At 68.9% G+C, this 23,631-nt stretch carries 19 protein-coding genes, 1 other RNA gene and 1 pseudogene; 14 read left to right on the top strand and 7 right to left on the bottom strand.

Annotation, left to right across the window (positions count from 1 at the left end):
- Positions 1-33: 33 nt before the first annotated feature.
- The 5 genes from ACREPD_RS05285 to ACREPD_RS05265 form a co-directional block, all read right to left on the bottom strand.
- On the bottom strand, positions 34-2,460 hold the full coding sequence (locus ACREPD_RS05285; protein WP_431598335.1) for an autotransporter outer membrane beta-barrel domain-containing protein: 2,427 nt from the start codon (positions 2,458-2,460) through the stop codon (positions 34-36).
- A gap of 227 nt (positions 2,461-2,687) precedes the next feature.
- Positions 2,688-4,076 carry an FAD-binding oxidoreductase gene (locus tag ACREPD_RS05280; protein WP_431598334.1) on the bottom strand — a complete coding sequence of 463 codons (1,389 nt, stop codon included), beginning with the start codon at positions 4,074-4,076 and terminating at the stop codon, positions 2,688-2,690.
- A complete protein-coding gene (locus ACREPD_RS05275; protein ID WP_431598333.1) occupies positions 4,073-4,615 on the bottom strand; it encodes a metal-dependent hydrolase in 543 nt (180 codons plus the stop codon). Before ACREPD_RS05275 ends, ACREPD_RS05280 begins: the two co-directional genes overlap by 4 nt.
- Complete coding sequence (locus ACREPD_RS05270) at positions 4,615-4,983, bottom strand: YraN family protein (protein WP_431598332.1); 369 nt, start codon at positions 4,981-4,983, stop codon at positions 4,615-4,617. Before ACREPD_RS05270 ends, ACREPD_RS05275 begins: the two co-directional genes overlap by 1 nt.
- Positions 4,984-4,988: 5 nt before the next feature.
- On the bottom strand, positions 4,989-6,710 hold the full coding sequence (locus ACREPD_RS05265) for a penicillin-binding protein activator (protein WP_431598331.1): 1,722 nt from the start codon (positions 6,708-6,710) through the stop codon (positions 4,989-4,991).
- Positions 6,711-6,791: 81 nt separating this feature from the next.
- Here ACREPD_RS05265 and rsmI point away from each other — a divergent pair, with 81 nt between their 5' ends.
- Positions 6,792-7,613, top strand: coding sequence for a 16S rRNA (cytidine(1402)-2'-O)-methyltransferase (gene rsmI / locus ACREPD_RS05260; RefSeq protein WP_431598330.1), 822 nt, complete (start codon positions 6,792-6,794; stop codon positions 7,611-7,613).
- 140 nt (positions 7,614-7,753) lie between these two features.
- Here rsmI and rnpB read toward each other — a convergent pair.
- Positions 7,754-8,104: RNase P RNA component class A (gene rnpB / locus ACREPD_RS05255), an RNA gene on the bottom strand.
- A 29-nt stretch (positions 8,105-8,133) separates the two neighbouring features.
- Positions 8,134-8,943, bottom strand: a complete 810-nt coding sequence (locus tag ACREPD_RS05250; RefSeq protein ID WP_431598329.1) for an NRDE family protein — start codon at positions 8,941-8,943, stop codon at positions 8,134-8,136.
- Positions 8,944-9,266: 323 nt separating this feature from the next.
- On the opposite strand from ACREPD_RS05250, the gene mraZ reads away from it, so the two are divergent.
- From mraZ to ftsA, 13 genes and pseudogenes are all read left to right on the top strand, one after another.
- Positions 9,267-9,713 carry a division/cell wall cluster transcriptional repressor MraZ gene (gene mraZ / locus ACREPD_RS05245; RefSeq protein WP_259209259.1) on the top strand — a complete coding sequence of 149 codons (447 nt, stop codon included), beginning with the start codon at positions 9,267-9,269 and terminating at the stop codon, positions 9,711-9,713.
- A 14-nt stretch (positions 9,714-9,727) separates the two neighbouring features.
- Positions 9,728-10,696 (top strand): 16S rRNA (cytosine(1402)-N(4))-methyltransferase RsmH, encoded by a 969-nt coding sequence (rsmH, locus tag ACREPD_RS05240; protein WP_431598342.1) that lies wholly within the window; start codon positions 9,728-9,730, stop codon positions 10,694-10,696.
- Complete coding sequence (gene ftsL, locus ACREPD_RS05235; RefSeq protein WP_431598328.1) at positions 10,693-10,956, top strand: cell division protein FtsL; 264 nt, start codon at positions 10,693-10,695, stop codon at positions 10,954-10,956. Before rsmH ends, ftsL begins: the two co-directional genes overlap by 4 nt.
- Positions 10,953-12,800, top strand: a complete 1,848-nt coding sequence (locus ACREPD_RS05230; protein WP_431598327.1) for a peptidoglycan D,D-transpeptidase FtsI family protein — start codon at positions 10,953-10,955, stop codon at positions 12,798-12,800. The genes ftsL and ACREPD_RS05230 overlap by 4 nt, the downstream gene beginning before the upstream one ends.
- Positions 12,797-14,275 (top strand): UDP-N-acetylmuramoyl-L-alanyl-D-glutamate--2,6-diaminopimelate ligase, encoded by a 1,479-nt coding sequence (locus ACREPD_RS05225; RefSeq protein WP_431598326.1) that lies wholly within the window; start codon positions 12,797-12,799, stop codon positions 14,273-14,275. The genes ACREPD_RS05230 and ACREPD_RS05225 overlap by 4 nt, the downstream gene beginning before the upstream one ends.
- The gene (locus ACREPD_RS05220) at positions 14,272-15,666 is read left to right on the top strand and encodes a UDP-N-acetylmuramoyl-tripeptide--D-alanyl-D-alanine ligase (RefSeq protein WP_431598325.1); all 1,395 of its coding nucleotides are present in this window, start codon (positions 14,272-14,274) and stop codon (positions 15,664-15,666) included. Before ACREPD_RS05225 ends, ACREPD_RS05220 begins: the two co-directional genes overlap by 4 nt.
- Positions 15,656-16,741: a phospho-N-acetylmuramoyl-pentapeptide-transferase gene (gene mraY, locus ACREPD_RS05215; protein ID WP_431598324.1), complete on the top strand. Its 1,086-nt coding sequence runs from the start codon at positions 15,656-15,658 to the stop codon at positions 16,739-16,741. The genes ACREPD_RS05220 and mraY overlap by 11 nt, the downstream gene beginning before the upstream one ends.
- The gene (ftsW, locus tag ACREPD_RS05210) at positions 16,741-18,057 is read left to right on the top strand and encodes a putative lipid II flippase FtsW (RefSeq protein ID WP_431598323.1); all 1,317 of its coding nucleotides are present in this window, start codon (positions 16,741-16,743) and stop codon (positions 18,055-18,057) included. The genes mraY and ftsW overlap by 1 nt, the downstream gene beginning before the upstream one ends.
- The gene (gene murG, locus ACREPD_RS05205; protein ID WP_431598322.1) at positions 18,054-19,139 is read left to right on the top strand and encodes an undecaprenyldiphospho-muramoylpentapeptide beta-N-acetylglucosaminyltransferase; all 1,086 of its coding nucleotides are present in this window, start codon (positions 18,054-18,056) and stop codon (positions 19,137-19,139) included. The genes ftsW and murG overlap by 4 nt, the downstream gene beginning before the upstream one ends.
- 43 nt (positions 19,140-19,182) lie before the next feature.
- Entirely contained in the window at positions 19,183-20,619 is a 1,437-nt protein-coding gene (gene murC, locus ACREPD_RS05200) for a UDP-N-acetylmuramate--L-alanine ligase (RefSeq protein WP_421570388.1), read from the top strand.
- On the top strand, positions 20,616-21,602 hold the full coding sequence (locus tag ACREPD_RS05195) for a D-alanine--D-alanine ligase (protein ID WP_431598321.1): 987 nt from the start codon (positions 20,616-20,618) through the stop codon (positions 21,600-21,602). The genes murC and ACREPD_RS05195 overlap by 4 nt, the downstream gene beginning before the upstream one ends.
- A pseudogene (locus ACREPD_RS05190) lies at positions 21,599-22,276 on the top strand (cell division protein FtsQ/DivIB); the annotation flags it as partial. The gene ACREPD_RS05195 and the pseudogene ACREPD_RS05190, both read left to right, overlap by 4 nt.
- A 62-nt stretch (positions 22,277-22,338) precedes the next feature.
- Positions 22,339-23,574, top strand: a complete 1,236-nt coding sequence (gene ftsA / locus ACREPD_RS05185) for a cell division protein FtsA (protein ID WP_017355446.1) — start codon at positions 22,339-22,341, stop codon at positions 23,572-23,574.
- The last annotated feature ends 57 nt before the right edge of the window (positions 23,575-23,631 follow it).

Raw genomic sequence — 23,631 nt, 5'->3', positions numbered from 1 at the left:
AGCGGACTGTTAGTCCGCTGCTCCACCGGCCGTTCACCACGTAAAGGACATCCCAACCTGGGCACTGGCTTCGCGGTACCCGCCATCACCGCGCATCACCCTCAAGCCACCCCAGCCCGAAACGCCCGACCCGAACGCAACCCGGGCACCGCCGCTCAGCGCGTAGCGGTCGCGCGGCGTGCTGGCGTGCAATGCCTCGTCATCAAAGGCGATACCGTTGCTCGCCCCATCGCGGTACCAGTTCGCTGCCACGTACGGGCGCACCGCAGCACCGCTGCCGGCCTTGGACTCGCCCTCGATACGCAGGCCCAACCGGCCCGACAGTCCATCTTCGCCCAGGCTGCGCGCCACGGTGCCGTTGGTCTCGCGATGCTGATCGGTGGACGCATCGGTATAGACCAGCTGCAGCTCCGGTTGCAGTCGAAGCGCCATCGCACCGATGTGGCCGATGTCGATCTGGTAGCCGGCCTCCAGCGAGGACTGCCACAGGTCGGCATCGTAGCGCTCGGTATCCAGCCCGTCGCCTTCCACCCGGTTGCGGAACTGGCCACGCTGCACCGATGCATCCACATACAAGGCGTCGTTGCTCCAGTTGCCGTACACGCCGGCCGCGCCACCGTCGACCTTGCCGCGTGCGCTGTAGCCGGTAAGCACCGAGCGCGAGGTGGCCTGCGACTGCGCGGCAGTGAACATCACGCCCACACGGCCCCGGTCGGCATCGAACACGCCGATGTCAGCACCGATCTGCAGGCGCGAGCGGTCCACCCTGAGCGCAAGCTGGTCTTCCACCGCGCCCAGGCGGCTCTGGGTGGAGTCGACCCTGGCCCAGGCATGCACGCCGTCGTTGCCCACCGCGTCGTCGCCATTGCGGTCGCGCCAGCTGTGGCGCAGCAGTTGGGTAAGCGCGAACTGATTGGCCAGATAGGCGCCGGCTTCGGGGCGCAGCACCGGGACGGGATCCGCCGGGTCGGTTGGATGAGTCGGGCCGGTCGGGTCGACGGGATGGATCGGATCCTCCGGATCGACGGGGTCCACCGGGTCGATCGGCTGGCATTCCGGTAGGCTCGGATCGACATCGCACGGGGCTGGCGTTGCCAGCACCTCGGAGCGCAGGTACCAGTGGCCATTGGTACCCTTGACCAGGAAATACTCGTACTGCCCGCCCACCGCGCGGCCGATCAGATCGAACCGTGCATTCGATGCGCCGCCGATGTTGATCAGCTCGATGCCAAGATCGGTCTTCGCGCCCGCGCCGCCGGCGTTGCGTACACGCACGCCAGCCTCGCCCTCGGCATCGCCGGTGATCACCAGTCGGTCGGTAGCGGAGCCATCGTCGCCCAGTGCCGTATTGAGCAGCAGCGTGCCGCCATTGCCGACGAAGGTGTCGACGGTGAGGGTGTTGAAGGTGCTCCCATTGCCGAGCGCGACAGTACCGCTGGCGTCGAGCTGCAGCCGGCCGACGTTGCTGTCACCGGTGAGTGTCCAGATACTGCCGGTGCCGAGGGTAGCGGCACCGACATTGCGGAAACGACCGTCGATGCGCGCGTTGTTGCGCATCATGACTTCGACGGCGGTGTTGGCGGTGTTCCTGTCGACGGTGACGTTACCCGTGAGGCGTGCGTCGTCAATGGTGAAGGTGACAGCGCTCGCGTCATTCGTGGCCGTCCCGGAGTAGGAGCTGACCAGCAGCAGGTTGCCGTCGCCTGCCTGGATGCGGCTGTCATTGGCCACCGTGATCTCATGGTGCCTGCTCTGGTCGTCGAATGTGGCGATCCAGATCCCCGCGCTGTGTTCCGACTGGAGACGGGAACCGTCGATGGTCACGCGGGCGGAACCGCCCCGGCCCAGCACCTGGATGGCAACACTGTCGGCGGTGATCGTGGAGCCATTGACCAGGGTCAGGGAGCCCCCGGTGAAGATGCGCGCACCCACGCCGGCACTGCCGCTGGGGTTGGCGAGATACGGAGAAACGAGGTGGCTGGCGTCGAGCACTGCGTGGGGGATGTCGTCGGTTTCCGTCACCAGCAGGAGCGCCGCGGCTCCCGGCGCGGTGGCGACGAGCGTGCTCCTCTGGATCAGGGCCGTCGCCGCGTCGGCGATGGCCACCGTGCCCTCGAACCGCGTATCACGGGCCAGCAAGGTGGACGTGCCCATCATGCGCACGGCCGTGCCATTCAACTGGTCGTCGGGATTGGCCCGGATCCAGGCATCCTGCACGTCAATGGACGACGTGTCGCGCGCGGTCAGCGCATACGTGCTTCCGCCGTTCACCCTCAACGTGGCGCCATTGATCAGTGACCACGCCTCTACGGCGTGGCTCTCGTCTATTTCAACGGCTTCGCCATCCAGCGGGCGTGCCATGAGCTCACCGAGCGGGAGCGCGCCCAGTGCCAGCAGCAGGCTGAAGGTCAACGGGCGCATCGGGGGAGCGATGCGGGGAGTACGGCGTATCGACATCATCGTCTTGATCCAGTGTCCGGGGGGAGTGCCGGACACCAGAAGAAGATTCATCGCGTTGAAGCAGATGCGAGCCAGGTCGATGCGCGCGCGATGTGGATGCGCGATCGGCCGGCCAGGGTGTCCAGACGGCGCAAGGATGCAATGCGCTTCCCTCGCGAACCATGCGAAAAATTGCAAACCACATCACTACTCAACAGTGAGTGCGATCTCGTATCGGGTTGGTCCACTCAACCCGGCGGAAGCACCTTGCCCGGGTTGAGGATTCCCTCCGGATCCAGCGCCAGCTTGATCGCCCGCATCGCGGCCAGCGTGGCGGGCGTAAACGCCTGCGCCATGAAGTCGCGTTTGGCCAATCCGATGCCGTGCTCACCCGACAGCGTGCCGCCCAGCGCCAGGGTCAGTTCAAATATCTTCGGCAGCGCCGCGTGCGCGCGTGCGTTCTCGTCGGCGTCGTCCGGGTGATACAGGATGTTGACGTGCAGGTTGCCGTTACCGGCATGGCCGAAGGTGACGATGGTCAGCGTGTACTGCTGCGCCAGCGCCTGTACACCGGCGACCAGGTCCGGAATGCGCGACACCGGCACCACCACGTCCTCGTTGATCTTGCCGGGTGCGATGCTGCGCAGCGCGGGCGACAGCGCCTTGCGCGCGGCCCACAGCGTTTCGCGCGCGCTGCCTTCCATGGCCACATCCAAGGCCAGCATTCCGTCGCCTTCGGCGGCGGTGGCCAGGGCCTGCAGCAGGTAGGGCAGGGTGTCGTGATCGCCATCGGCCTCGACCAGCAGCATCGCGCCGGCCTCGGGCACGTCGGCGCCGCTGCGACGCAGCAGCTCCAGGCTGCGTGCGTCCATGAATTCCAGGCGGGTGGGCACCACCGGCTGTGCCATCAAGCGCGATACCGCCGCCGCGGCCGCGTCGGCATCGCGGTACAGCACGCGCAGGCCGGCCTGGGCCACCGGCACCGGGGTCAGCTTCAGGGTCGCTTCCACGATCAAGGCCAGCGTGCCCTCGCTGCCCACCAGCAGGTGGGTCAGGTCGTAGCCGGTGGCGTCCTTGGTATAGGCGCCGCCGCACTGGATCAGCTCGCCGGCGCCGGTCACCGCCACCAGGCCCAGCACGTTGTCGCGGCTGGTGCCGTACTTCACCGCGCGCGGGCCGCCGGCATTGCAGGCCAGGTTGCCGCCGATGCTGCAGATGTCGGCACTGGACGGGTCCGGTGCCCAGAACAGGCCGTGCGGCATCAGCGCCTGCTGCAGGTCGCCGTTGAGCACGCCGGGTTCCACCACCGCGCAGCGATTGCCGGGCTGGATGTCGAGGATGCGGTTCATGCGGGCGAAAGACAGCACAATGCTGCCGTTCACCGGCACGGCCGCGCCGGTGGTGCCGGTGCCGGCACCGCGTGCCACCACCGGTACGCCGTGGGCGCGGCAGGCGCGCACGATCTGCAGCACCTGGTCGCGGTTGCGCGGCAGCGCCACGCCGTTCGGCAGTGCGTGCCGCCAGGAGTTGTCCTGCGCGTGCGCGGCGAGCGCGGCGTCGTCGGTGCGCCAGCCGTCGTCGCCCAGGAGCGCGTGCAGGGTGGTGGCGAAGGTGGGGGGCAGGGAAGGGGAGGTCATGCAGGATTCCGGGGATGCGCGGGGGCGCGCTGGATCAGCCGCCAGCCAATCACGGCGAGGGCCAGCGGCAGCCACACCCAGCGCAGTTCAGAGAGGACCGTGGCCAACCCGCGCGCGCTGAAGAACTGGCCGGCGAACGGCGAGACACGAATGGGGCGCCACGGCGCGAACAGGCGTTCACCGCTCCACGGCCACCACAGGGCGACGCCGAGGCCACCCGAGGTCAACGCGTCCAGCAGCGGATGCGACAGCGCGCTGAGGCCGACGAACGCGGCGGCCTGTACCGCGCCGGCCCGCAGGCGCGCATGCAGCAACGCGGCCAGGAACGCCAGCAGTGCGGCGAACAGGATCGAATGACTTGCGCCGCGATGGCCGAAGCTGTCGGCGTAGGGAATGTGCAGGGCGAAGGCCAGTACGTCGGCATCGGGCAGCATCGCGGCGATTACGCCGGCGCCCAGCAACCGGCCGGAAATGCGCCCCCGGTCGGACGCGCACCACAGCGCCAGCGGAATGGCGGCATGGGTGAACGCGCTGGGCATCAGCAATCCTCCAGCCGGAACGCATCGCGCAGCCAGACCAGCTGCAGGGGCTCGCCACTGCCGTCAATCACATCGAAGCGGCACGGTTGCTGTGCCAGCGCCGGATGCGCGAGCAGGAACAGCCGCGCGGCGAGGACCAGCTTGCGTCGTTTGCGCAGGTCGACCGAGGCGGCGCCGCCGCCGAAGTGGGCGGTGGCACGGTAGCGCACCTCGACGAACACGGTGGTGTCGCCATCGCGCATCACCAGGTCCAGCTCACCACCCTTGTACCGCACGTTGCGTGCGAGCGGGCTCAGCCCGGCGCGGCGCAGGTACGCCAGTGCGGCGGTCTCTACCGCCGCACCACGCTGTGCCCGTTCGCTGGGCACGGCACTCAGTTGTTGCTGGCGACCGGCATCGGACGGCCGCCGCTGAAGGTCGACCACGCCGGCACCCGCAGCACGTTGCCGTTGCTGTCCAGGAACAGGGTGCCGGTGGCGCCGGCCAGGCCGCCTTCGGCGGCGACCTTGTCCAGGTAGGCGCTGATCTTCCAGGCGTCGAAGCCGAACGCGAACAGCCGGCCGGCCGCACCGCGTGCGCTGGGCAGCAGTTGGCCGGCGGTCGCGGCGGACGGCAGGCCGGCCACGCTGCGCACGTTCCAGGCTTCGTTCGGGTAGACGATGCCGTCCAGCGCCACGTCTTCTTCGGCCTTGCCGGTGCCCAGCGTGAGCTGCGAGGTGCCCACCCGCGTTGCACCGCCGGCACCGGCCAACGCCAGCTGCGGGGCCAGCGCGCGTGCCTGCGGTGCCTTCACCGCCAGCAGCACGCCGTCCACGGCGCCGGCCGCGCGGATCTGCGCGCCGATGTCGCCGACCGCCTCGCCCACGCCGACGGTGGACAGCACCTGGCCGCCGCGCTGGGTGAAACGTTCGCGGAAGGCGGCGGCGGTGCGCCGGCCGTTCTCGTCATTGCTGTGGATCACCAGCACCTTGGTGCGCTCGCGGCCGCGCAGGAACTCGGCGGCGATGATGCCGTCGTCCTCCGGTGCCAGCGAGAAGCCGGCGCTGCCGGCCGGCGGGCTGCTCTTGCCACGGTTCAGCGCGAGCACCGGCACGGGCAGTTCGGTGCGGCCGAAGACCGCATCCACCTCGTCGCGGCCCAGCGGCCCGACGATGAAGTCCGCGCCGGCCACCACCGCCTTGTCGTAGGCGGCCACCGCACCCGCGGCGGTGCCGGCGGTGTCGATGAACTGGATGTCCGGGCGACGACGGGTCTCGCCGTAATAACCACTGAGCAGGCCATCGCGCACAGGCTGCGCGGCGGTGGCCAGGCGGCCGCTGAGCGGCAGCAGCACGGCCATCTTCACCGGCGGGCGGTAGCCGTCGCTCATGGCCGGCGGACGCTTGCTGGTGTCGAACTGGGCCACGCCGTCGCGGTCGAACGGGCGCGGCAGCGGCAGGCCGCGCGCGATCAGCGCACGCCCGGCGAAGTTGTACAGCGGCTCGTTGGCCGGCAGCGCGGCGGCGCGTGCGCGCAGGGTGGCATCGTCGAGCGTGCCGAGCAGGCCGGCGATGGCCTGCTGGTTGTCGGTGCGCGCCTGCCCGGTGAGCGAGGCGTGCGCGCGGGCGCGCTCGGTGGCCGCGCCGATGGCGTCGCCGTTGGCCTGCAGCGCGTTGGCACGGGCCAGCTGCCAGCGCGTGCGCAGCGGGGCCGCCACGGTGTCGGAGGGTTCCTTCAGCAGCGCCAGTGCCTGCGCCGGCTGCTTGTCGGCCAGTGCCAGCTCGGCGCTGGCCAGGTTGTAGCGCTGCAGGCTGGCGCCGCTGAGCTGGCGCGGGGTGACCTGGGCCAGCAGGGTGCGCGCGCGGGCGTCGTCGCCGGCTTCATGCCAGGCGAAGGCCGCATCGGCCAGCGCGGCGCTGCGCGCATTGCCGCGCAGGGTGTTGGCCAGCGCTTCGAGCTGTACGGCGGCGTCGCGCGGCTTGCCCTGGTCGATCAACGCCAGGGCCTGGCTCTGCGCCGGCGACTCCGGGGCGCTGGTCAGGCTGGTCGTGGCGCAGCCGGCAAGCAGCAGCAGCGACAACGACAAGGCGGAGATCCGTGCGGCGGGCTTGTTCATGATCAGGTCCATTCGATGGGGGCAGCGGCCGTAGTCGTGTACACGGTACGATTCTACCCTTGACCTGCGAGTGCCGTTGCGATGAGTGCTGTCCCCACGCTGTATGTCGTTGCCACCCCGATCGGCAACCTGGCCGACCTGACGCCGCGGGCGCAGGACGTGCTGCGCTCGGTGGCGGCGATCTGCGCCGAGGACACCCGCCGCAGTGGCCAGCTGCTGGCGCACTTCGGCATCCAGCAGCCGCTGGTGGCGCTGCACGACCACAACGAGGAGGCGCTGGCCCAGCGCATCGTGGCGCGGCTGCAGGCGGGCGAATCGCTCGCTCTGGTCAGCGATGCGGGCACGCCGCTGGTCAGCGACCCGGGCTACCGGCTGGTGCGGGCGGCGCGCGAGGCCGGCATCCGGGTCAGCCCGGTACCGGGCGCCTGCGCGGCGATCGCGGCCTTGAGCGTGGCCGGCTTGCCCAGTGACCGCTTCACCTTTGAAGGCTTTTTGCCGGCGAAGGCCTCCGGCCGCCGCGAACGGTTGCAGGCACTGGCGGGGGAAACCCGCACGCTGGTGTTCTACGAATCCTCACACCGCATCGCGGAGTCCCTGGCGGACATGGTTGCCGCCTTTGGCCCGGAGCGCCCGGCGGTGCTGGCGCGCGAACTGACCAAGCTGTTCGAGACCGTGCTTGATGGCGACCTGGCCAGCCTGCTGGCGCAGGTGGAAGCGGACGACAACCAGCGCAAGGGCGAATTCGTGGTGATGGTGCAGGGCGCCGCGAATGACGAAGAGGCGCAGTTGGCCGCCGGCCGTCGGATGTACGCCAAGCTGAGCGAGCATCTGGCGCCGTCCACCGCGGCCAAGTTGGCGGCAGAGCTGACCGGCGCCCCGAGAAAATCGCTGTACGGCGGTTGAGCCCGCGCAGCCACCCATGGGGTGGCTCTACGGTGGGGGGCAATACGCGGTGTAGAGCCACCCCATGGGTGGCTGAGCGCGGTGCCGGAACGCACGGCAGCCACCCATGGGGTGGCTCTACCGGTGTTGAGCAAAAGGAAGGGCGGAGCCGGCCGATAAGCCGGGTTTTGTCGTGGACAGTCATTCCTCTAGGCGCTGCGTCACCACAGCGCTCAAGCAACCTACCCGGTCCCGACGCGGGCCACGTCATGAGGACCCTATTTGGTCTTGCTCCAGGTGGGGTTTGCCGTGCCGGTCTGTTGCCAGACTCGCGGTGCGCTCTTACCGCACCATTTCACCCTTACCGGCTCCCCGAAGGGAACGTAGGCGGTATCTTTCTGTTGCACTTTCCGTCGGCTCGCGCCGCCCAGGCATTACCTGGCACCTTGCCCTATGGAGCCCGGACTTTCCTCGGCATCCGCAAGGGATGACGCGACTGTCTGGCCGACTCCGCCACGCGCAGTTTCGCACATCCGCCGCATTACCGGGGCGGTAGCGGCGATCCAGTGGCCGCCGGTACAGCGGAAACAGCCGCGCCCACCGCCAGTCGGGTGTCGCCGATGCAGGCGCCTTCCGGGCCGAAACGACGCTCATGGATGAAGCCCTGGCCGTCCGCGTCCAACGCGATGATCGTGCTCGCGCGCGTTCCATAGTCGGGGCTGCGGATGAACGCCGACGACAACCAGCGCTCGCGGTCCAGGCCGATACCGGTGTCGGGCAGGGTGGCGTCATCGGCGCGGGTTTCGTCGGCCAGCGCCGCCCACAGCGGCGCCAGGTCCTCGCGGCCGGCGTCCACCCAGGCCTGCAGCGCGGCATTCAATGCGAGCGTCTTCGGCCAGGGCGCGTCGAGCGGCCCGTTGGACATGCCATGGATGCCGGGCGCCAGCGGCTGGCGCAGCAACGGGTGGTTGCCCAGGAACTGGCAGTTGTCGCGGTCGGCCAGCAGCAGGTTGAACGGGGCGAAGGCGGGGGCGTCGGCGGCCAGGGTGTCGGCAAAGGCCGCCGCCGGGGTGTCGGCGCGCAGGTAATCGGCGACCAGTGCGCCGCGCGACGGGCCGCTCTGCCGCGCCAGCGGGTCGCGGACGTTGGTGACCACCGCCATGCGGCCGTTGGCACCCACGCCGGCCCAGGTGCCGCCCGAGCGCAGGTCGCGCCCGGCCAGCAGGCCGGCGTCCGGGGCCGCCCAGGCCGCCAGCGGCGCCGTGGGGCGGGCATGGAACTCATCGCGGTTGCCGGCCATCAGCAACTGCCAGCGGGGGTGGACCTTCCAGGCCAATGCAAGCAGACACATGGACGCATTGTGCAGCTTTTGCGCAGGAACGGGCCGCTTGCGACGCCCCTGCCGATGAATGCGCGTCGATGTTTCACGCGGTCTCCACAGGCCTGAACTTCGCCCCAATCTCAAAAAATGAGACGAAACAGCAACTTGTGGATAAGCCTTGAACAAGTCTCTAAACATTGCTGCAAGCCCTTGATGTCCAAGGCGATTTACCGCTCGCAAAGTTGTTGACAACCCAATCGGCACTGCTAAGGTGGGCAACAGAGGAGAAACCGGGTTTTTTGTGGTTTTTCGTGGTTCAATGTTTCACCGGGCGAAGGAAAGGTGCACGCGTCGTGTTTCAAGGCGAGACGGCCATCACGGTTGACGATAAAGGACGCATGGCGGTTCCCACCGCGCATCGCGACCTCGTCGCGCGTGTGAGCAACAACCGCCTGGTCCTGACCTACAACCCCTTCGAGTCCGGCTGCCTCTGGCTGTACGCCGAACAGGAGTGGGAGCGGGTCCGCGACGACGTCATGGCCAAACCCAACACACAGCGCGTCGTGCGCCTGCTGCAACAGAAGCTGGTCGGTTCGGCCGCGCATCTGGAGCTGGATGGCAACGGCCGCATCAGTATTCCGGCAAGCCACCGCGGCGCTGTTGGCATTGAAAAGAAGGCGGTGTTGCTCGGCATGGGCGACAAATTCGAATTGTGGAGCGAGCAGGCTCATCGCGCATTGATCCAGCAGACGTTGTCTGACGGGGATCTGGGCGATGGGTTGCTCGACCTGAAGTTGTGACCCGGGGTGCCCGGGTGCGCGGAGGCGCGCAGACCGGTCACCTTCCGGTGTCGCAGTCGCCGGCGGGCCACCTGCCGGTGCTGTACACGCAGGTCCTGGACGGCCTGAGGGTGATCGAAAACGGAACGTATCTCGATGGCACGTTTGGTCGTGGCGGTCACGCCCGCGGCGTGCTCGAGCAACTCGGTCCTGGAGGCCGGCTGCTGGTCATGGACAAGGATCCGGAGGCAATCGCGGTAGCCGAGCGTGATTTCGCGCCGGATCCGCGCGTCTCGATCTTCCGTGGCAGCTTCGCCGACCTGCTGCACTGGACTGAAACCGCCGAAGGCCTGGACGGCGTGCTGTTCGACCTGGGCGTGTCCTCGCCGCAGCTGGACGTAGCCGAGCGTGGTTTCAGCTTCGGCAAGGACGGCCCGCTGGACATGCGCATGGACCCGGACAGCGGCGAAAGCGCGGCGCAGTGGCTCAGTCGCGTGGAAGAGCGTGAGCTCATGGACGTGCTGTGGACCTATGGCGAAGAGCGCCAGGGCCGCCGCATCGCCCGTGCGATCATCGCGCGCCGCGACAAGCAGCCGTTCACCCGCACCGCCGAACTGGCCGAGCTGATCGCCTCGGTGATGCCGCGTGGCAAGGACAAGATCCACCCGGCCACGCGCAGCTTCCAGGCCATCCGCGTCCACATCAACCGCGAACTGGCTGATCTTGAAGCCGGTCTGGACGCGGCGATGGCGCGGCTCAAGCCCGGTGGCCGGCTGGCGGTGATCAGCTTCCATTCGCTGGAAGACCGCATCGTCAAGCAGTTCATGAACCGCCACGCCAAGGCCCCGCCGACCAACCGCCGGCTGCCCGAGCTGGCCGCGTTCGTGCCGACGCTGGACCTGATCGGCGGCGCCATCAAGGCCGAGGACGACGAACTGGCGGTCAACCCCCGCTCGCGCAGCGCCGTGCTGCGCGTGGCCGAAAAGCGCGCGGTGGCCGGATGAGCCGCCTGCTGCTGGTCGTGCTGCTGGCCTGCACCATCGCCTCGGCGATCGGTGTGGTGTTCATGCGCCACCGGCACCGCCAGACCTTCGTCGAGCTGTCGCGCGTGGAGCGTGCCCGCGACGATCTGAACATCGAATTCGGCCGCCTGCAGCTGGAGCAGGCGACCCTGGCCGAAGCTACCCGCGTGGATCGCGTGGCGCGCGAGCGGCTGGGCATGAAGTTCCCCGAAGCGGCCGACGTCGTGGTGATCCGGCCATGAACAAGTCTGGTCGCAACCGCGCACGCAACAGCTTCAACCTTCGCCAGCGCCTGAAGTGGGTGGGGCTGGCGCTTGGCCTGTGCTCGGTATCGCTGGTCGGCCGCGCCGCCTACGTGCAGCTGGTCAACAGCGATTTCTACCAGCGCCAGGGCGAAGCGCGCTACCTGCGCGAACTGCCGATCAACACCTCGCGCGGCATGATCACCGACCGCAACGGCGAGCCGGTGGCGGTGTCCACTCCGGTCGCCTCGATCTGGGTCAATCCGCAGGAGCTGATGCGCTCGCCCGACCGCATTCCGGAACTGGCCAACGCGCTGGGCATGCCGCTGGACGAACTGACGTCCAAGCTGAGCCAGAAGGCCGACAAGGAATTCATGTACCTGCGCCGCCGGATCAATCCGGACGAGGCGGAGAAGGTGGTGGCGCTGAAGATTCCGGGCGTGGCCTCGCAGCGCGAGTTCCGCCGCTTCTACCCGCAGGGTGAGGCGATGGCGCACGTGCTCGGCTTCACCAATATCGACGACCGCGGCCAGGAAGGGCTGGAGCTGGCCTTCGACGAATGGCTGCGCGGCAAGGCCGGCGCCAAGCGCGTGATCCGCAACCGCAAGGGCGAGACCGTCGAGAGCGACCTGCTGCGCGCCGCCGAGCCGGGCAAGGACCTGACCCTGAGCATCGACCGCCGTATCCAGTTCCTGGCCTTCAAGGAGCTGCGCAACGCGCTGATCGAGAACAAGGCTGCGGGCGGCTCGATGGTCATCATGGACGTGGCCACCGGCGAAGTGCTGGCGATGGTCAATCTGCCCACCTACAACCCGAATTCGGTCGGTGGCGCCGCGCCGGACACGCGCCGCAACCGCGCCGTGACCGATCTGGTCGAGCCCGGCTCGACCATGAAGCCGTTGACCATTGCCTCGGCGCTGCAGTCCGGCGTGGTCACCAAAGACACCACGGTGGACACCAACCCGGGCTACATGGCGATCGGTCGCTACACCATCAAGGACGTGCCGCGGAACAACGGCGTGCTGAACGTCACCGGCGTGATCACCCGCAGCTCGAACATCGGTGCGGCCAAGATCGCCGCCAAGATGCCGGACCAGGTCTTCTACGACCACGTCCACAGCTTCGGCTACGGCGTGGCCCCGCACAGTGGCTTCCCCGGCGAATCGGCCGGCGTACTGCCGCGCCCGGCGCGCTGGAGCGGCTCGTCCAAGACCACCATGTCCTACGGCTATGGCCTGAATGTCACGCCGCTGCAGATCGCCACCGCCTACTCGGCGCTCGGCAATGGCGGCAAGCTGATCGCGCCGACCTTCGTCAAGGGCCAGCGCAACGAAGGCAAGCAGATCATCGATGAGGCCGTCGCCAAGGAAGTGGTGGCGATGATGGAAACGGTGGTTACCCAGGGCGGCGCCAAGCAGGCTGCGGTGCTGGGCTACCACGTGGCCGGCAAGACCGGCACCGCGCGCAAGGCCGGCCCTGGCGGCTACGAGCGTGGCCATTACAACGCGTTGTTCGCCGGCGTGGTGCCGGCCACCAACCCGCGCTTTGCCACGGTGATCGTCATCAACGACCCGCAGGCCGGCAAGTACTACGGCGGCCTGGTGTCTGCCCCGGTGTTCCACAACGTCATGGAAGGCGCACTGCGCCTGATGGACGTGCCGCCGGACGACATCGATTCCTGGCTGGCCGCCCAGCAGTCGGGAAAGATGGGGCACGCCGCCGCGTCGCTGCCGACCCCGCCGCCGGCGGAGACCGTGGCCGCGCCCGATGCCGCCGCCGAATTCGATGCCGCGCTGCCCAGCGCGCACGCCACGATGCCGCCCGCACAGGGAGGCACGCAATGAGCCAGATGATGTTGCTTTCGCAGTTGCTTCCCGATGTGGCGCTGAGCCACGACCCGTCCATTACCGGCCTGGTGCTGGACAGCCGTGCCGTGCGCCCTGGCAACGCCTTCGTGGCGATTGCCGGCTTCGGCGCGCATGGGCTCGGCTTCGTCGACCAGGCCCGTGATGCGGGCGCGAGTGCGATCCTGTTCGAACCGCCCGCTCCGGACGCGCTGCCCGCACCGGCCGACGCCATTGCAGTGCCCGGCCTGCGCGCGCGCATGGGCGCGATGGCCGACCAGTTCCACGGCCACCCATCGCGTGCGATGACCATGGTGGGCGTGACCGGCACCAACGGCAAAACCTCCACCGTGCAGCTGCTGGCCCAGGCCTGGCACCTGCTCGGCACGCGCAGTGGCAGCATCGGCACGCTCGGCGTGGGCCTGTACGGCGACGTGGTGCCGACCGGCTTCACCACCCCGCTGGTGCTGCAGATGCATGAAGTGCTGGCGCAGCTGCGCGACCAGGGCGCGGGTGCGGTGGCGATGGAAGTCAGCTCGCACGCGCTCGACCAGGGCCGCGTGGATGCCGTGCACTACGACGTGGCGGTGTTCACCAACCTCACCCGCGATCACCTGGATTACCACGGCGACATGGCCCAGTACGGCGCGGCCAAGGCCAAGCTGTTCCACCGCGCCGGCCTCAAGGCCGCGGTGGTCAACCTGGACGACAGCTTCGGGAGCGAACTGCTGCGCACGGTCGACGCCGGCATCGCCCACATCGGGGTCAGCTCGCGCGGTGCGCAGCAGGCCACGCTGCGTGCCGATTCGCCCCGGCTCGACGGCCGCGGCATCGCCTTCGACCTGGTGGTCGACGGTGCGCGCTACCCGGTGCAGTCGCCGCTGCTCGGCCGCTTCAACGTGGACAACCTGTTGGCCGTGGCCGGCGTGCTGCATGGGCTGGGCCATGCCCCGGACGCGATCGCGGCGCTGATTTCGCAGCTGCAGCCCATCGCCGGGCGCATGAACCGACTCGGCGGCGAGCGCGGCCTGCCGACCGTGGTGGTCGATTACGCGCACACCCCCGACGCGCTGGAACAGGCGCTGCAGAGCCTGCAGGGCCACCTGCAGGGCAGGCTGTTCTGCGTGTTCGGCTGCGGTGGCGAACGCGATGCCGGCAAGCGCCCGCAGATGGCCGCCATCGCCGAACGGCTGGCCCAGCAGGTGATCGTCACCGACGACAACCCGCGCGGCGAAGACGGCGACAGCATCGTGGCCGACATCCTGGTCGGGTTCACCGCGCCCGACGCCGTGACCGTGCAGCGCAACCGCGCGCGCGCGATCGGCCTGGCAGTGAAGCTGGCCGGCGCGGGTGACATCGTGCTGGTGGCCGGCAAGGGTCACGAGCCGTACCAGGAAGTGCGCGGGGTCAAGCATGACTTCGACGACACCCTGGTGGCTGCGGCCGCGCTCAGCGCGAAGGAGGGCCTGCTGTGAAGCGCACACCGCTCTCTTTGATCGCCCACTGGGCCGGTGGCGAGATCCATGGCGAAGACACCGCCATCGATGCCATCAGCAACGACACCCGCACCCTGGCCCCGGGCAGCCTTTACGTGGCGCTGCGTGGCGAGCGTTTCGACGGGCATGACTTCGCCGCCGATGCGGTCGCCCGGGGGGCCAGCGCCATGCTGGTCGAGCGCCTGCTCGACGTGGCGGTGCCGCAGATCGTGGTCGGCGACAGCGAGCACGCGCTCGGCCGCATCGCCGCCGGCATGCAGCGCGACCGCGCCGCCCGCGTGTTCGCCATCACTGGCAGCAACGGCAAGACCAGCGTCAAGAGCCTGCTGCTGGCGATCCTGGAGCAGGTCGCGCGCGAGCAGCAGACGGTGGTGTACGCCAACCCGGGCAACCGCAACAACGAGATCGGGCTGCCGCTGGCGGTGATCGACGCCCCGGAAGACGCCGACTTCGCCATCTACGAGATGGGTGCCGGCAAGCCGGGCGACATCGCCTACCTCACCGACATCGCGCGCCCGCAGTACGCGCTGGTCAACAACATCGCGCCTGCGCACCTGGAGCGCATGGGCAGCCTGCAGGGCGTGGCCAGCACCAAGGGCGCCATCTATGCCGCGTTGCCCGCCGATGGCGTGGCGGTCATCAACGCCGACGACGCGTTCGGCATCTGGTTCGAACAGCACATCGTCGGCACGCCGCCGCGCAGCCGCGTGCTTCGCTACGGCCTGGACCACAGTGCGGACGTAACCGCACAGGCGATCCGCGCGACCGCTTCAGGAAGCCAGTTCCTGCTGGTGACCCCGGCGGGCAGCGTGGACATCGCGCTGGCACTGCCGGGCCGGCACAACATCAGCAACGCACTGGCCGCCGCTTCGCTGGCGCTGGCCGCGGATATCGGCCTGGCGTCGATCGCCGCCGGCCTGGCCCACGCCGAGCCGGTGCCTGGCCGTCAGATCGCGCACCGGCTGCCCAGCGGCGCCGTGCTGATCGATGACAGCTACAACGCCAACCCGGGCTCGCTGGCCGCCGCCATCGACGCGCTGGCGGCGGCGAAGGACGAGGCCTGGCTGGTGCTGGGCGACATGCGCGAGCTCGGCCCCGACGGCGAGGCGCTGCACGCGCAGGCCGGCCGCCGCGCGCGCGAGGCCGGGCTGAAGCGGCTGTACACGCTGGGCACGCTGAGCGCGGCGGCATCGCACGCGTTCGGCGACGGCGGCCATCACTTCCAGAGCCACGACGCCCTGGCCGCCGCGCTGGCCACCGAACTGCATGCTGGCGTGCGCTGCCTGGTCAAGGGCTCGCGCGGCAGCGCCATGGACAAGATCGTAAAAGCGCTGCTGGCGCGAGGAGAGGAAACCCCCCATGTTGCTTGAACTGGCCCGATGGTTGCAGCAATTGGAGAGCCTGTTCGGGCTGTTCGGCTATCTGACGCTGCGTGGCATTCTTGCCGCGCTTACCGCGCTGTTCCTGTCGCTGTGGATGGGCCCGGCGATGATCCGCAAGCTGGCCCAGTTCAAGGGCGGCCAGCCGATCCGCAAGGATGGTCCGCAGACCCACTTCTCCAAGGCCGGTACGCCGACCATGGGCGGCTCGCTGATCCTGCTCACCATCACCCTGTCGGTGCTGCTGTGGGCCGACCTGCGCAACCGCTACGTGTGGGTGGTGCTGGCGGTGATGCTGTGCTTCGGCGCCATCGGCTGGTACGACGACTGGATCAAGATCGTGCGGCGCGACCCGAACGGCCTGAAGTCGCGCTGGAAGTACCTGCTGCAGTCGATCTTCGGCCTGGCCGCGGGCCTGTTCCTGTTCTACACCGCCGATGTGCCGGCGGCGCTGACCTTCTATATCCCGATGTTCAAGTCCGTGGCGCTGCCGCTGGCCGGGATCAGCTTCGTGGCCATCGCCTACTTCTGGATCGTCGGCTTCTCCAACGCGGTCAACCTGACCGACGGCCTGGATGGCCTGGCGATCATGCCGACCGTGCTGGTCGCCTGCGCGCTGGGCGTGTTCGCCTACGCGTCGGGCAACGTGGTGTTCTCCAACTACCTGCAGATCCCGCAGATTCCCGGTGCGGGTGAGCTGGTGATCATCTGCGCGGCCATCGCCGGCGCCGGCCTCGGCTTCCTGTGGTTCAACACCTACCCGGCCATGGTCTTCATGGGCGACATCGGCGCGCTGGCGCTGGGCGCGGTGCTCGGCACCATCGCCGTCATTACCCGCCAGGAACTGGTGCTGGTGATCATGGGCGGCGTGTTCGTGATCGAGACGTTGTCGGTGATGATCCAGGTGGCGTCGTTCAAGCTCACCGGCAAGCGCGTGTTCAAGATGGCGCCGATCCATCACCACTTCGAACTGAAGGGCTGGCCCGAGCCGCGCGTGATCGTGCGCTTCTGGATCATCTCGGTGGTGCTGGTGCTGATCGGCCTTGCCACGTTGAAGGTCCGCTGATGAATGACCTGTCGCGCCAGGCAACCCGCCTAGAAGCCATCGGAGGCCGCTTTGATCCGTGGCTGCTGGGCGCGATCATCGCGCTCACCGGGCTGGGCGTGGTGATGGTCGCGTCGAGCTCGATCGCGCTGATGAGCAGCCCGTTCTATTACCTCAACCGCCATCTGATCTTCCTGGCGGTTGGTATCGCGCTGGCCGCCGTCGCCATGCGCACCGAGCTGAAGAGCATCGAGCAGTACAACCAGATCCTGCTGCTGGGCTGCTTCGCGCTGCTGCTGGTGGTGTTCATTCCGGGCCTGGGCAGCAGCGTCAACGGTGCACGACGCTGGATCAACCTGGGCTTCTCCAAGTTCCAGACCGTCGAAGCGGTGAAGGTGCTCTACATCGTGTGGCTCTCGAGCTACCTGGTACGCTTCCGCGACGAGGTCAATGCGACCTGGCCGGCGATGCTCAAGCCGCTGGGCGTGGCCGGCGCGCTGGTGGTGCTGCTGCTGTTGCAGCCCGACTTCGGCTCCTCCACCCTGCTGCTGGCGATCACCGCCGGCATGCTGGTGCTGGGCGGGGTGAACCTGCCACGCATGTCGATGCCGATCGTGTTCGGCCTGGTCGCGATGAGCGCGCTGGCCATCATCGAACCGTATCGCATGCGCCGCATCACCTCGTTCTGGGACCCGTGGGCCGACCAGCAGGGTGATGGCTACCAGCTGTCCAACGCGCTGATGGCCGTCGGCCGTGGCGAGTGGACCGGCGTGGGCCTGGGCAACTCGGTGCAGAAGCTGTACTACCTGCCCGAAGCGCATACCGACTTCATCTTCTCCGTCACCGCCGAAGAGCTGGGCTTCGTCGGTACCTGCCTGATCGTGGGCCTGTACGCGCTGCTGGCCGGCCGCGCGTTCTGGATCGGCATGCGCTGCGTGGAAATGAAGCGCCACTTCTCCGGCTACATCGCCTTCGGCATCGGCCTGTGGGTGAGCATGCAGAGCTTCGTCTCGATCGGGGTCAACCTCGGCATCCTGCCGACCAAGGGCCTGACCCTGCCGCTGATCTCCGCTGGTGGTTCCAGCGTGCTGATGACCTGCGTGGCGATGGGCCTGCTGCTGCGCGTGTCGTATGAGCTGGACCGCGCCGAGCGCCGCCAGGCGGTACGCATGTGCGCGAGCGAGCATGACGAACCCGCAGAGCGCGTCGAGGTGCCGGCCAACGCCGCCGCGATGGCGGATGCCGCACCCAGTGCGTCGGCAGCGCGCGACAGCGCGCCGCGTGGCACCAGCCGCATGCAGCAGCGCATTGAACCGACCCTGGGGAGGATGGGATGAGCGCCCCGAACCTCCAGCGCCCGGTGATGATCATGGCCGGCGGTACCGGCGGGCACATCTTCCCCGGCCTTGCCGTGGCCAAGGTGCTGCGCGAGCGTGGCATTCCCGTGACCTGGCTGGGCAGCGAAGGCGGTATGGAAACCCGCCTGGTGCCGCAGCACGACATCCACATCGACACGTTGGCCATCAGTGGCCTGCGTGGCAAGGGCAAGCTGGCGCTGCTGACCGCGCCGGGCCGCCTGCTGCGCGCCGTGCGCGCGGCGGGCTTCCTGATCCGCGACCGCCAGCCGCGTGCGGTGATCGCGTTCGGCGGCTTCGCCTCCGGTCCTGGCGGCTTGGCCGCGCGCCTGCACGGCCTGCCGTTGCTGGTGCACGAACAGAACCGCGCACCGGGCCTGACCAACCGCGTGCTGTCGCGCTTCGCGCGCCGCGTGCTGACCGGGTTCCCGGGCAGCTTCGCCCAGCGCGAAGAGGCGGTGGGCAATCCGGTCCGCGCCGAGATCGCCGCCGTCGCCGCGCCGGAACAGCGGCTCGCCGGCCGCCAGGGCCCCCTGCGGGTGCTGGTGCTCGGTGGCAGCCAGGGCGCACGCGCGCTCAACAATGCCGTGCCGAAGGCACTGGCCGCGTTGGGCAGCAGCGTGGCGGTGGACGTGCGCCACCAGAGCGGCGAGAAGCTGCACGCCGAGGCGCTCACCGCCTACCAGGACGCCGGCGTCAGCGCGCGCGTGGAGCCGTTCATCGCCGACATGGCCGAGGCATTCGCCTGGGCCGACCTGGTGGTGTGCCGCTCGGGCGCGTCGACCCTGGCCGAACTGTGTGCGGTCGGCATCGGCAGCGTGCTGGTGCCGTTCGCGGCCGCCGTCGACGACCACCAGACCCGCAACGCGGAATACCTGGTGGAGCGCGGCGCGGCGGTGCTGCTGAAGCAGGACGACACGCTGGCCACGCAGCTGCAGGGCGTGCTGCGTGATCTGTCCGAACATCCGGCCCGACGCATGCAGATGGCCACGGCCGCGCGTGCACTGGCCAAGGTCGATGCGGCCGAACGCATCGCCGACATCATTCTCGAGGAATCCAAATGAACACCGCACCGCGCCATGGCGCAAGCCCGACGCGAGGCCGCGCATGATCCGCCGCCTTCACGACACCAACGACCTGGTCCGCGCGTTCCCGCGCGTGCACTTCGTCGGCATCGGCGGCACCGGCATGAGCGGCATCGCCGAGGTGATGCTGACGCTGGGCTATGAAGTGTCCGGCTCGGACAACGCAGACAATGCGGCCACCCGTCGCCTGGCGGGCTTGGGCGCACGCGTGATGCGCGGCCACTCGGCCGCCAACGTGCTGGGCACCGACTGCGTGGTGGTCTCCAGCGCGATCCGCGACGACAACCCCGAGCTGATGGAAGCGCGCAGCCAGCGCATTCCGATCATGCCGCGCGCGGCCATGCTGGCCGAACTGATGCGCTTCCGCCGCGGCATCGCGGTGGCCGGCACGCACGGCAAGACCACCACCACCAGCCTCACCGCGGCGGTACTGAGCGAGGGCGGACTGGACCCGACCTTCGTCATCGGTGGCCAGCTGCTGGCGGCCGGTGCCAACGCCAAGCTTGGCGGTGGCCAGTGGCTGGTGGCCGAGGCCGACGAAAGCGACGGCAGCTTCCTGCGCCTGAACCCGCTGGTGTCGGTCATCACGAACATTGATGCGGACCACCTGGAAAACTACGGCAACGATTTCGCCCGGGTCCAGGCCGCGTTCGCCGAATTCCTGCAGCGCCTGCCGTTCTACGGGCTGGCGGTGCTGTGCATCGACGATCCGGAAGTGGCCGCGCTGGCCGCGCAGACGCCGCGCCATGTCATGAGCTATGGCATGAGCAGCAATGCCGACGTGCGCGCCGAAGACGTGGTCCAGGACGGCCCGCGCATGCACTTCACCCTGCGCCTGCCCGAAGGCAGCAGCTACCCGGTCACGCTGGCCCTGCCGGGCGCGCACAACGTGCTCAATGCACTCGCCGCGGCCGCTGTGGGCTGGCAGCTGGGCGTGGCGCCGGACGCCATCGCCCGCGCGCTGGAAAGCTTCGCCGGCATCGGCCGTCGCTTCAACGACCTGGGCATCGCCACTACGCCCAGCGGCGCCAAGGTGCGCGTGATCGACGACTACGGCCACCATCCGCGTGAACTGGCGGCCGTGTTCGCCGCCGCGCGTGGCGGCTGGCCGGACCAGCGCCTGGTGGTGGCGTTCCAGCCGCATCGCTACAGCCGTACCCGCGACCAGTTCGATGCGTTCGCCGCGGTGCTGTCCGAGGTCGACGCGCTGGTGCTGTGCGAGGTCTACCCGGCCGGCGAAGCACCGATCCCGGGTGCCGACGCGCGCTCGCTGGCCCGCGCCATCCGCGCGCGTGGCCGCAGCGAACCGGTGGTGGTCGGCCAAGCCGCCGAGCTCTCGCACGTGCTGCCCGACGTGCTGCAGGACGGCGACCTGCTGCTGCTGATGGGCGCCGGCGACATCGGCTATGTCGCCCAGCACCTGGCGACCGACGGCTTCAAGGAGACCCCTGCGGCATGAACACGATCCACTTCCCGCCGCTGCGCGTGACCGACCCGGCCCTGTTCGGCCGGGTTGCCGTGCTGCTGGGCGGCACCTCCAGCGAACGCGAGGTCTCGCTCGATTCCGGTCGCAACGTGATCGAGGCGCTGCGCGCGCGCGGCGTCGACGCCGTCGCGGTGGACGGCATCCCGGCGCTGGCGCGTGCGCTGGTGGAAAAGCGCTTCGACCGCGTCTTCAACATCCTGCACGGCCACAACGGTGGCGGTGAGGACGGCATCGTGCAGGGCCTGATGGAGGCCTTCGGTGTGCCGTACACCGGCTCGAACGTGCTGGGTTCTGCTTTGAGCATGGACAAGATCCGCACCAAGCAGGTGTGGCTGTCGCTCGGCCTGCCCACCCCGCAGTACCGGAAGGTGGACAGCACCACCGTGCACGCCCTGGCGGCCGAGCTTGGCCTGCCGGTGGTGGTCAAGCCCGCCAACGAAGGTTCCAGCGTGGGCATCAGCCGGGTCACCGACGATGCCGGCCTGGACGACGCCGTGGCCCTGGCCGCGCGCTATGACGGCCAGCTGCTGATGGAACAGATGGTGGTGGGCGACGAGCTGACCGTGGCGATCCTGGGCGACCAGGCGCTGCCGTCGATCCGCATCGTGCCCAAGGGCCAGTGGTACGACTACAACGCCAAGTACATCGCCGAGGACACCCAGTACCTGTGCCCCGGCCTGGACGGCGGCGATGAGGCCGAGATCCGCCGCATCGCGCTGGCCGCCTTCCGCGCCGCCGGCTGCCGTGGCTGGGGCCGCGTGGACGTGATGCGTGACCGCAGCAGCGGCCGCTTCTTCCTGCTGGAAGTGAACACCGCGCCGGGCATGACCAGCCATTCGCTGGTGCCCAAGGCGGCCGGTCAGGCCGGCATCGGCTTTGAAGAGCTGGTCTGGCGCGTGCTGGAACAGACCCTGGTGCTGCCGCAGGACGCCGCCATGGAGACTGCCCACGCATGAACGCGGTGCTGCGCATCTTCGTCTGGTTGCTGGCCCTGTCGCTGGTGGCGCTGCCCGTGGTGGCGGTGCTCAACGGCTGGGTCGGTGCCGAACGCTGGCCGTTGGCCAAGCTGCGCGTGCACGGCGAATTCAAGCGGGTGCCGGCCGAACAGCTGCAGCAGGTGGTGCTGCCGTATGCGAAGTCGGGCTTCTTCGCGGTCAAGCTGCAGGACGCCCAGGACGCAATCGAAACGCTGCCCTGGGTGGAGAGCGCGCAGGTCCGCAAGCAGTGGCCGGACGTGCTGGAAATCACCCTGGTCGAGCACAAGCCGTTCGCGCGCTGGGGCAAGGACCGGCTGCTGTCCGAGCAGGGCAAGCTGTTCGCCACGCCGCAGAAGCTGCAGGACCTGGCGCTGCCGGACCTCGAAGGTCCGGACACCCAGACCGAAGAAGTGGTGGCGCTCTACAACGACGCACGCGCGCTGTTCGCACCGGCCGGGGTCGACGTGACCCGGGTGCGCATGGATGCGCGCGGCAGCTGGTCGCTGCTGTTGAGCAACGGCACCGAAGTGGTGGTGGGCCGCGACGATGCACGCTCGCGCCTGCAGCGCTTCGTGCGCGTGCTGCCGCAGCTGGCCAACCAGCAGGTGCCGATCGAACGCGCCGACCTCCGATATACCAATGGTTTCACGCTGAGCTGGGGTACCCCGGCCCCGGCCGCGCCGGCCAATGTGGCGCACAGGACGCAGGACAGGACATGAATCGCAAGGGTGACAAATCGCTGATCGTCGGGCTGGATATCGGCACCTCCAAGGTGGTGGCGCTGGTCGGCGAGTATTCGCCGGGCAATCCCATCGAGGTGATCGGCATCGGCTCGCATGAGTCGCGCGGGCTCAAGCGCGGCGTGGTGGTGGATATCGAATCGACCGTGCAGTCGATCCAGCGCGCGGTCGAAGAGGCCGAGCTGATGGCCGGCTGCGAGATCCGCTCGGTGTACGCCTCCATTTCCGGCAACCACGTGCAGTGCAAGAATTCGCCGGGCATCGTGCCGATCCGCGACGGTGAAGTGACCTGGGGCGACCTGGACCGCGTGCTCGACGCGGCCAAGGCGGTCGCCATTCCCGCCGACCAGAAGATCCTGCATGCCATCCCGCGCGAGTACGTGCTGGATGATTCGCAGGAAGGCATCCGCAACCCGGTCGGCATGACCGGCGTGCGCCTGGAGGTGCATGCGCACCTGGTGGTGTGCGCGCAGTCGGCCGCGGCCAACATCAGCAAGTGCGTGCAGCGCTGTGGCCTGCAGGTGGACGATCTGGTGCTGTCCTCGCTGGCCTCCAGCGTGGCCGTGCTGACCGCCGACGAGCGCGAGCTGGGCGTGGTGCTGGTCGACATGGGCGCGGGCACCACTGACCTGGCCGTGTTCGTGCAGGGCGCGATCTGCCACACCGCATCGCTGCCGATCGCCGGCGACCACGTCACCAACGACATCGCGCACATGCTGCGTACCCCGACCCCGGAAGCCGAGCAGATCAAGGTGCGCTATGCCTGCGCCCTGGCCCAGCTGGCCACCGCCGAGGAAAGCATCCAGGTGCCCAGCGTCGGTGACCGGCCGCCGCGCCGCATGCCGCGCCACGCGCTAGCGCAGGCGGTGCAGGGTCGTTACGAGGAAATTTTCGAGATGGTGCAGGCCGAACTGCGCCGCTCCGGCTTCGAGGAACTGGTGCGTGCCGGCATGGTGCTCACCGGCGGTGCCTCGAAGATGGAAGGCGTGGTCGAGCTTGCCGAAGAAATGCTGCAGATGCCGGTACGCGTGGGCATTCCGCAGCACGTCACCGGCCTGGGCGAAGTCGTCGGCAACCCGGTCCACGCCACGGGCGTGGGTCTGCTGCTGATGGGCAGCCAGATCGAACACCCCCGCCGTCCGTCGCTGCCTACCGGCCGCGCGGGCAGCATGTTCAAGAAACTCAAAACCTGGTTCAGGGGCGAGTTCTAAGCAACACCCGCAACACAACGCACCAACGGCAACACATAACCCACACAGCCGCAACGG

The sequence above is a fragment of the Stenotrophomonas sp. genome (assembly GCF_050737075.1).
GTDB lineage: Bacteria > Pseudomonadota > Gammaproteobacteria > Xanthomonadales > Xanthomonadaceae > Stenotrophomonas.
The sequence above is the reverse complement of the archived record's forward strand: the minus strand, read 5'-3'. Positions and strand labels throughout refer to the sequence as shown.